This window comes from Sphingobacterium sp. UBA7253, from assembly GCF_002472745.1.
GTDB classification, from domain to species: Bacteria; Bacteroidota; Bacteroidia; order Sphingobacteriales; family Sphingobacteriaceae; genus Sphingobacterium; species Sphingobacterium siyangense.
This window is the reverse complement of the sequence record NZ_DKSP01000082.1, coordinates 1,903-10,570: the sequence shown is the minus strand read 5'-3', so window position 1 is coordinate 10,570 and position 8,668 is coordinate 1,903. Positions and strand designations below refer to the sequence as shown.

Here is an 8,668-nt window from a genome sequence, read left to right as displayed (position 1 = left end):
CTGTACGACGCCAATTTTTATATTTAAACTTTCCTTCGAAAGGAATTTTGTAGCCCTTTTGTATTGTAAGAACAATAGTCGTTTACAAATAGTTTTAATAGCGTATTTTTTTAATACTTTTAGCTGAGTTCAATGAGAGAATAAAATGAAACGTATCAATCTAAAAGCGAGAATAAAACGGAATATGTTGGATACGTTATCGGCAGAAAACTATAGAGATGAGCATAGTGAAATAATTCAGTACTTAAATAATCTAGGAGCAGATATTTTGGTTGGGATCGAACGGAAGGACGGCATTTATACGCTAATTGGCACAGAAAACGATTTACTACATGCCCCCTTCAATGGTACAAGAAAAACTCCCCATTAAAGACTTCTTATGTATTTTACAGGCAACTGCAATGACAAATGGCAACATAGGAGTTTATCAAAATTAACAAAAATGCGAGCGTTTGGGTAATTAATACCCAAGTTATGAATGCTTTATGGAACACTATGCTATTACTTGAATTGTAGATACTATTATTAGAGAAAATAAAAATGAGTTTAAATGAATTAACATTTTATCTAGCTGTAGCAACATTGGGCATTAGTTTACTTTTGTTACATCGTTATATTGCTGTTAAAAGAGCTCTTAGAACAGATATCGAAATTTATCTTTGGGATAATGATTATACCTTACTAAGATATGATTATAAATTTAAAGGAAGAAAAGACAGTTTTCAATATAAGCCATATCTCGAACACGGATATAAAAGTGGCTGTATTTTTCTAGATTTATATGTAGAGGATTCAAAAGGTCATAAAAAGCTAATAGAAACTAAAATTTCTATTGATTTCATTAATATTCAATCTGTAGAATTTCGTGAAGTATAAGGCTTTAGATGGCAAATAAATATGTAGCATAATTGTTAACTTAGATTGTAGCTATTTTGGTGCTAATAAATACACAGTTCATTCCAAAGTATGCTATAAAATCTTCCAAATCAATCGATTCGTATAAATAAGAGCCAGCCCTAACAAATAGATAAGTTGTGAAGCAACTTCGAGAGATGTGGCTTCAATTTTTTGCGTATCATTGTATGTCGATGGATAATAGGCGATCAATTTTGAATTGAGCATATGGTAAAATATACTATCAAGTGGCTAACCGATAGATTTGAAAATGGAGATAGCTTCAAATTTCTTTTCTTTTGGGGACATACAGCTAAGCATAATCAGGAAGTTGGAAAATTTGTTTTCAGTCAATGGTATGAGAGTCCGTTTACAGTAGATAATATTACCTATAGGACTGCGGAACATTGGATGATGGCCCAAAAAGCATTGCTTTTTGATGATAAGAAGAATTTTGAGAAAATCATCAACTGTATTAAACCGGGTGAGGTCAAAGAGTTGGGAAGGCAAGTTGTAGGCTATGATGATCAGATTTGGAATGAACGCAAATTTGAGATTGTTAGGAACGGAAATATTCATAAGTTTAATCAATATTGGGCGTTGGCGGAATATCTGTTAAAAACAGAAAATAGAGTTCTTGTTGAGGCAAGCCCCGTTGATGCCATATGGGGTATTGGACTTGCACAAGATGACGTCGATATTGAAAACATCTATTGTTGGCGCGGTCAAAATTTATTAGGCTTTGCATTGATGGAAGTACGAGATTTTCTAGGTCAATTTGGGCAATTTCAAGCACTTCAAAACGCTATGCCACCGCCTTGGTCGAAGTTTTCCGATAAGGACAGTAGGGATATGTTTTGGAGAATGGGATTGGGTGAGGAATATTTGAGCGAATTCGGTACTTATTATGATAATCTGTCTGAAAGGGAACAAACGATATATCAACTGACCTATCCTCCTCCTTATTCATGGATGGATTTTTATTAGCTCAAAATAGGAATGTCCCCATTTCATGAAAAGATTGATCAAGCTATTTTGACATGCCGAATTTAGCCAATTACATTATACATAAAATTAAATCGAACAATTCGGGTAGACTTTGCTGTTTCGTTATGCCATGTTTTTAACGTTTATTGGATCACTGTACGACGCTAATTTTTATGTTAAACCTTTCTTTCGAAAGGTAGCTTGTCACCGCTTCAGCATGCCACACCTACCTTCCACCTGAATAAGCTATAAAGTAGCGAAACACTTCAAATGAATCAGATCCATGAGGTTTGTGGAAAATTATATAATTAGAATTTTGCTCGTCATTCTTTTTGTTTTCTCCAGATGACAGTGTGAGGTTTTGCTCAAGTGCAACGGCTTTTCCGTGCCCGAATAATTTTATTGCAGATTCCTTAAGGTCGGGAAGTAGATCGCTATGCGCAGACAGGTACTTTTTAAGTTTGTCATTGTATGCTTCCTGCTCGGCCTCCGAAAAACCTTCGGATATAAAGAGATTACTTTTCGCGTTTGCGATTTCTCTCAGAAACTCATCCGCATGTCCTGACAGCAAAAATTTACGTAGTTGATCATATTTTGCTAATACTTCCACCTGTAGCTTATTTTGATTCATTTCTGAAAGATCCTGGGAATTGTTCAGACTTGTGACCGAAGTTGGCGCTTCTGCTTCAAAATCCCAGGTATGCGTATAAGCATCTAGCGGTTTTTCAAGCGCTGGAAATTCAAGTTTTTTGATCTCCTTGATATTATCATAATCTTTATTTTCAAGCAGGTAGATCCCTGTGTTTCTACTTATTTCATTGAGCATATCAGAAGTTATCGATTTTTGGCTCTTATTTGACGAGATCCTGATTTTCACCTCCTGTATTCCACTGGAAAAAATGTACTGATTCAACTTGTAAGGGCCAGGGATACCATTGTTCTCCTGTGAATGGGCAATAAGAAAATCATTTAAATATATTTCATAGTCTATATTTCTTATTTCGTGATTGAGCATATAAGATTTCATAGGAAGTTTTCCCTCCGTGTCGGTTTGGTCATTTTTTTTAATGTCACTTTTACCATTTTTTTCATTACTGCAGCATACAAACACGAATGCACAAAAAGCGATTGTCAATATAAAGTATCTCATCATTCTAATTCAACATTATTATTTTAAAATGAATTTACGGTTATTTCAAAACTTTTTGAAATCAATTCTTCTGCCAGTGAAATAATATGTAATGCTGCGCTGGGTTTTGAATGTAATAAGTTTAGGGAAATTTATTGCTATGAGCTGAGTAATTAAAAAGTAGCAAATGAAATAAAAGTAACGAAATTATCAGCATTCAGTTTAAATTTGTATACAGTACCTCAATTAAAGAAGATAAAATGATCGAAGACCTTATTAAGCTGAGGGCAAAATATTATTAGTAATAACTTTATACCAAATGAATCACAGATATCTTTTAGTACTACTTTTTCTCACAGTATGCCAATTGGCCTCGGCCCAATTTGCAAAAATCATTGATAAAGACGGCTATGTAAATGTGAGGAAACAAGCTACAGTGAATAGTGCGGTTGTTTCAAAAATTGCTGCTGATGAAATTGTTTATGCATTTCCTGATGAAAAGTTCGGCGATTGGGTAATTGTAGATTATACAGACAAAAGCAACAAGAGTATCACTGGCTATGTACACCATTCAAGAATTAAATATATCGAATCCTATAAGCAAATCCCTACTGTATTTTCTGATGAAGGCACAGCAAAATTTATGGCAAAAGATATAACCGTGCAAATAAATTCAGATAGTTTCGATTATGAAAAAAATAAAGGTGATTTTTCATCGACTCAATATGATGGCTATACCGTTGTAGACAAATTTAGAGAGCAGCAGGTCTGGGGAACAGATGGCGAAATCCCTACAAGCCATTATACCTCCATTGAAGCAACTATAAAGGGAAGATTTATCCAGATCCCGGCAAAGGAAATTGAAAGCCTATTTAATGTAAACAACGAGTTTGCAACATGCTACTATGATGACTCAAATGATAGTTTATACATTACTGCTGTTAATGGCGATGGAGCTGGTGGGTATGCAGTTTTATTTGAGATTAAAAAAGGTACATATCATGCAAAGGTGGTAACAATGCCATTTTAGCAATAGCGATAACGGTAAATTTACTGAGTTTTCCTGACCGTTGTCTAAAGTTCATGGAGGCTGCGCCAGCCTTTTTGAAAAATAACTAACTTTGTCCTGCAGTATTAGTAGATACATACAAGCATGCTAGAATGGTGAAAATAATGGTCGTAGAAGACAATGAACGCGTTGCTTCGAGTGTGAAAAAAGGATTAGCAAGTCAGGGCTACCTGGTCAATGTTTTTGGTGATGCGGAATCAGTGATCAAAGAAGCCAAATCTGTTGACTATGATTTACTTCTCATAGACATCATGTTACCAAGAATGAATGGGATTGAGCTCAGTAAACAGATGCGTGCGGCTTACCCCAGGATCCCAATCATCATGCTCACAGCATTGGGCAGTATCGATGAAAAAATATCTGGTTTTGATGCGGGAGCCGATGATTATATGGTGAAACCTTTTGAAATACGCGAACTTTTTGCACGTATCGCTGTCTTGCTCAAGCGGCACAGGGAAATCAGTGAAGAAGAGATTCAGGGGCTGCTGACTTATGATCGTATCAGTATTGATCTCCGGAGTAAGCAGGTTCATAGTCAGGGAAAACTTATTAAGTTGACTCCCAAAGAGTTTGATCTCCTTCACTTCTTTTTGAAGCATAGGGAGACCATGCTCAGCAAGGATGAAATCGCACGTAATGTATGGAGCAAAAACTTTGATACCGGAACAAACTATATTGATGTATATATCAATTATTTGCGTAAAAAAATAGACCGGGATTTTTCACCTAAATTGATTCATACGAAATCCGGACATGGATTTATTTTATCCAATAAAGAATGAAGATTGTCAATAGAACTTCCTGGGTATTTACGCTCTCTTCGGCTATCATCTTGTTTCTATTCGCCTATGCGGTTTATTTCTTCTCGGAATTAAATCGGCAGGAAGAATTTGTGGATCGGCTGCGCTATAAGATCATCTGGCGTGCAGAATTTATTTTTGATGCACAGGTGCAGGAACATCAGATAAGAAGAATTCATGAACAAAATAAAAAGCTGATCAACGAAGCACAGATTACTGTTTTCGATCAGCAGAATAGGGTTGTTTTTTCCGATATAGGCGAACCGACGTATCCCGATGTTAAATTGGAATCTTTCAAAACGTCTAATTTTTTTACATGGGAGCAAGGCAAAGAACTGTATATGGGCTTAAACTATCAATTTGAGGGTAAGCCTTTTTTCTTGATCGGACATGCGTACGATCTAACGGGTTTTGCACATATGGAACGGCTGAAGAATATTTTGATAACGATTTATATCGTTGCCCTATTTTTTATTTTTTTCTCTTCATTTCTATTTGCACGTTATATTCTTAAGCCAATCAATTACATTATACATCAGATAAAGGATGTGTCCGAACATAACTTGGGCACACGTGTCTCCTATAGTAATGCAAAAGATGAGCTCTCAGAACTTATCGAAACATTCAACAATACGTTCAATCGGTTGGAAAAATCTTTCAACAACCAGCGCCATTTTGTATCCATTATTTCACACGAGTTTAGAACACCTTTGGCAGCTATGATCGCCGAACTGGAATTGGCGCAGCAGCTGAATACCAATGTGGATGAGTATTTTAACTCTATTGATAGGGCATTGCTCGATGCGAAGGAGGCTACGGTACTTTCGACAGCCTTGCTGGATTTTGCCCGAGCAAACTACGATAGTTCGCAGGTAAATTTTGAAGAAATCAGACTGGATGAAATACTGCTTGAAGCAAAGTTGGTGGTCTTAGAGAAAAATAAAGACTATCGGGTAAGCATCTCTTTTGATGCTAATGCTGCAATCGACGAAGAGGAAATCTTGGTATCTGCAAATGCCTACCTCTTGAAAGTAGCCTTTTCTAATCTGATCGAGAATGCCTGTAAATATAGTGCAGATCGGCATGCCCAGGTACTGCTCTCCAGAAATAAAACCGTAGCGCAGGTGCAGGTAAAAGATCATGGTATCGGAATAGACAGCAAGGATATCCCGCATATCTTTGACTTGTTTTACCGTGTGGCGGGTACGCCTTCAAAAGAGGGACATGGCATCGGTCTCTCAATTGTTCAGCGGATTATTGAGATGCATCAGGGTACCGTAGCGGTTAATTCAACTCTCCATGTAGGGACTGTGTTTTCAGTCAAACTTAAACTGGTCTATCCAAAGGGGCTTGAATAAGCTAAAAATTCTAATGGTTTTCTAATAATATCACCTCCATATTCAGCCTAATTTTGACTTATCAAAAAAACAAAATTAGGTTGAATCATGAATAAAAAACAGCTTACCTTGGCGTTGTTCCTCAGTTTGGGACTAGGTAGCGCAGAGCTCGCCGAGGCGCAAACCAATGATTTTGGAAATCCAAAACTTACTCATTTCTTAAATAAGGAGCATACACGTTATATCAGCTTCAGCGGGTACGCTGAGCTGTGGGCGAGATATAGCCAGCTCAATCCGGGGAGTTTGGTAAACAACGAGTCCGTTTCGAATGTATCTGATCTTTCTTTGCGGCGTATTAGGGCAAAGATGACTTACAAGCCTACCGAAAATTTACTGTTTGTATTACAGATGGGGCCTACCAACGTAAACGTCAACAGCAAAACTAATACGTATATGGATCTCTTGGATGCCTATGCAGAATATAGTTTCAGTCCCAAACTTGCGATCGGTGGCGGCCGTTCGACTTGGCGCGGTCTTTCCCGTTTTACAACAGGACCGCTCAATACGCTGCTTTACGACTTGCCTCTGTATGCGACATCCAATACTGGGGCGACTGATATGGTCGTACGTGAAATGAGCATCTATGCAAAAGGGCAGTTTGGAAAATTTGACTATCGGGTGGTACTGGCTGATCCATATTCAGCCGCCAGTGCTGATCCAAAATTAAATAAAGCCACCTTCAGCAAAAATGAAGCACAAAAAGATGTGTCAGGCTACTTCCGCTACGCATTTCACGATAAAGAGAGTAACGAAACGCCATTCAATTCGGGTACATACCTCGGTAAAAAAGATGTGCTCAGCATAGGGGCTGGATTTGAGTATATGCACAATGCCCTTTGGCATCTGGATGAACGGCAGATGACCCAAAATGACGATATGCGCAATTTTGCAGCGGATATCATCTATGACGCGCCCATCGACAAAGAGAAAGGAACTTCGATTAGTGCCTATGGTATGGCCATGCACAGCGATTATGGTCCTAACTATCTCCGCTTTGCAGGGACAAACAACCCCGCGACAGGTATCGATGCGGCCAATGCAAGCCTGAATGGTGCGGGAAATAGCTTGCCAAATGCTGGCACGGGAAATACATTTTACGCACAGGTCGGCGGTACACTCCCTTATTTCAATCCATCCAAACATAATTTACAGCTGCAGCCAGCGGTTTCTGTACAAGTAGGGGACTACAAGGCATTGAAAGACAAAAGTCTAATTTATGATGCAGGTATCTCGCTACTGATGCACGGTAATAGCAGCCGGCTGACTTTTGATGCGCAAAATCGTCCGATCTATAATTTAAATGCTGCGGATCAAGCTGTGGTAACAGATCACAAGTGGGCATTTGTGCTTAAATATAGAATTGATTTTAATTAAATAGCAATAACATGAAAAGAAAAGATTTTATCCTTACACTAGGTACTGCTGGCGTAATGAGCTTTGCGGCCACCTCACTGATGGCAAAAGAGAAAAAAGCGAAAACAAAAAAAGTGTATTTCCACTATTTGCTTTTTTGGCTAAAACCTGATTTGTCTGCTGAACAGGTAGAAGAGTTTAAACAGTTTTTTGAAGGTCTTAAAAAGCTTCCCTATGTCAAAAATGTACGTTATGGCAAGCCAGCTGCTTCTTCCCCAAGAGCGGTATTGGACAACTCGTTTACCTACAATGCGTCCATGGAATTTGCGACATTGGAGGAACTAGAGGCTTATGGTAAACTGCCGGGGCACCTCGCCCTTGTCGCTAAATACAAACCTTATTTTGAACGGATGATGGTGCACGATACGGTTTATGAATTCTAAAATTAAAACAACAAAATAATAATTTCAAACATTACAAAATGAAAATGATATCCAAACTAACTATTGCTTGCGTATTGGCAGCATCAAGCTTAACCGCTGTGAAAGCGCAAGAAGGTCATGGAAAAATTAAGGAGGTCAACGTGGAAGCCGAAGGTAAAATGCCTGCAGTGCGATTGATCAACAATCCGGATGGAACCTGCTCGTTTCAAAAAGGCTTTATTCCAACATTGAAACACGCCAATACGAGTACATTTTGGACAAGCAATAAAACAGAAGAATGGGAGAAAAACGCTCATCCAGCTCCAAGAAGACAATACGTGGTTACGCTGAAAGGTAAAATCAAATTTAAAGTCAGCGATGGTTCAACTTTTTTAATTGAACCTGGAACGATTCTTTTGGCTGAAGATTTGAAAGGTACTGGGCATAGCTGGGAAATGGTTCATTCAAAAAGCTGGGAAAGATTGTATATCCCTATCAATGAGGGGGCTGATGATCTTTTCGTAACAAAAAATAACTAACATTTATGTTGTGCCGCAGTCTGACCTGTGGCACAACATTGCCAGTAATTTTTCTTTTTTCCTATCGTTTCCTCTTTT

10 protein-coding genes are annotated in these 8,668 nt (G+C 38.1%); 9 read left to right on the top strand and 1 reads right to left on the bottom strand.

What is annotated here, in order from left to right:
* The first annotated feature begins 145 nt into the window (after positions 1–145).
* The 3 genes from B2X72_RS08260 (at position 146) to B2X72_RS08250 (ending at position 1,881) form a co-directional block, all read left to right on the top strand.
* Entirely contained in the window at positions 146–370 is a 225-nt protein-coding gene (locus tag B2X72_RS08260) for a hypothetical protein (protein ID WP_112373537.1), read from the top strand.
* Positions 371–540: 170 nt separating this feature from the next.
* On the top strand, positions 541–876 hold the full coding sequence (locus B2X72_RS08255; RefSeq protein ID WP_204990801.1) for a hypothetical protein: 336 nt from the start codon (positions 541–543) through the stop codon (positions 874–876).
* A gap of 246 nt (positions 877–1,122) precedes the next feature.
* Positions 1,123–1,881, top strand: coding sequence for an NADAR family protein (locus tag B2X72_RS08250; protein WP_112373535.1), 759 nt, complete (start codon positions 1,123–1,125; stop codon positions 1,879–1,881).
* A 226-nt stretch (positions 1,882–2,107) separates the two neighbouring features.
* On the opposite strand, the gene B2X72_RS08245 is transcribed toward B2X72_RS08250, so the two are convergent.
* The gene (locus B2X72_RS08245) at positions 2,108–3,034 is read right to left on the bottom strand and encodes a hypothetical protein (RefSeq protein ID WP_286849046.1); all 927 of its coding nucleotides are present in this window, start codon (positions 3,032–3,034) and stop codon (positions 2,108–2,110) included.
* Between the two features lie 295 nt (positions 3,035–3,329).
* On the opposite strand from B2X72_RS08245, the gene B2X72_RS08240 reads away from it, so the two are divergent.
* The 6 genes from B2X72_RS08240 (at position 3,330) to B2X72_RS08215 (ending at position 8,590) form a co-directional block, all read left to right on the top strand.
* Positions 3,330–4,040 carry a hypothetical protein gene (locus B2X72_RS08240; protein ID WP_286849045.1) on the top strand — a complete coding sequence of 237 codons (711 nt, stop codon included), beginning with the start codon at positions 3,330–3,332 and terminating at the stop codon, positions 4,038–4,040.
* Between the two features lie 131 nt (positions 4,041–4,171).
* Positions 4,172–4,861, top strand: coding sequence for a response regulator transcription factor (locus B2X72_RS08235; protein WP_286849043.1), 690 nt, complete (start codon positions 4,172–4,174; stop codon positions 4,859–4,861).
* A complete protein-coding gene (locus B2X72_RS08230) occupies positions 4,858–6,237 on the top strand; it encodes a sensor histidine kinase (RefSeq protein ID WP_286849041.1) in 1,380 nt (459 codons plus the stop codon). The genes B2X72_RS08235 and B2X72_RS08230 overlap by 4 nt, the downstream gene beginning before the upstream one ends.
* 87 nt (positions 6,238–6,324) lie before the next feature.
* On the top strand, positions 6,325–7,650 hold the full coding sequence (locus tag B2X72_RS08225; RefSeq protein WP_286849038.1) for a hypothetical protein: 1,326 nt from the start codon (positions 6,325–6,327) through the stop codon (positions 7,648–7,650).
* 11 nt (positions 7,651–7,661) lie between these two features.
* On the top strand, positions 7,662–8,072 hold the full coding sequence (locus B2X72_RS08220) for a Dabb family protein (RefSeq protein ID WP_070565284.1): 411 nt from the start codon (positions 7,662–7,664) through the stop codon (positions 8,070–8,072).
* A 38-nt stretch (positions 8,073–8,110) separates the two neighbouring features.
* The gene (locus B2X72_RS08215; RefSeq protein WP_239468731.1) at positions 8,111–8,590 is read left to right on the top strand and encodes a hypothetical protein; all 480 of its coding nucleotides are present in this window, start codon (positions 8,111–8,113) and stop codon (positions 8,588–8,590) included.
* Positions 8,591–8,668 lie beyond the last annotated feature (78 nt).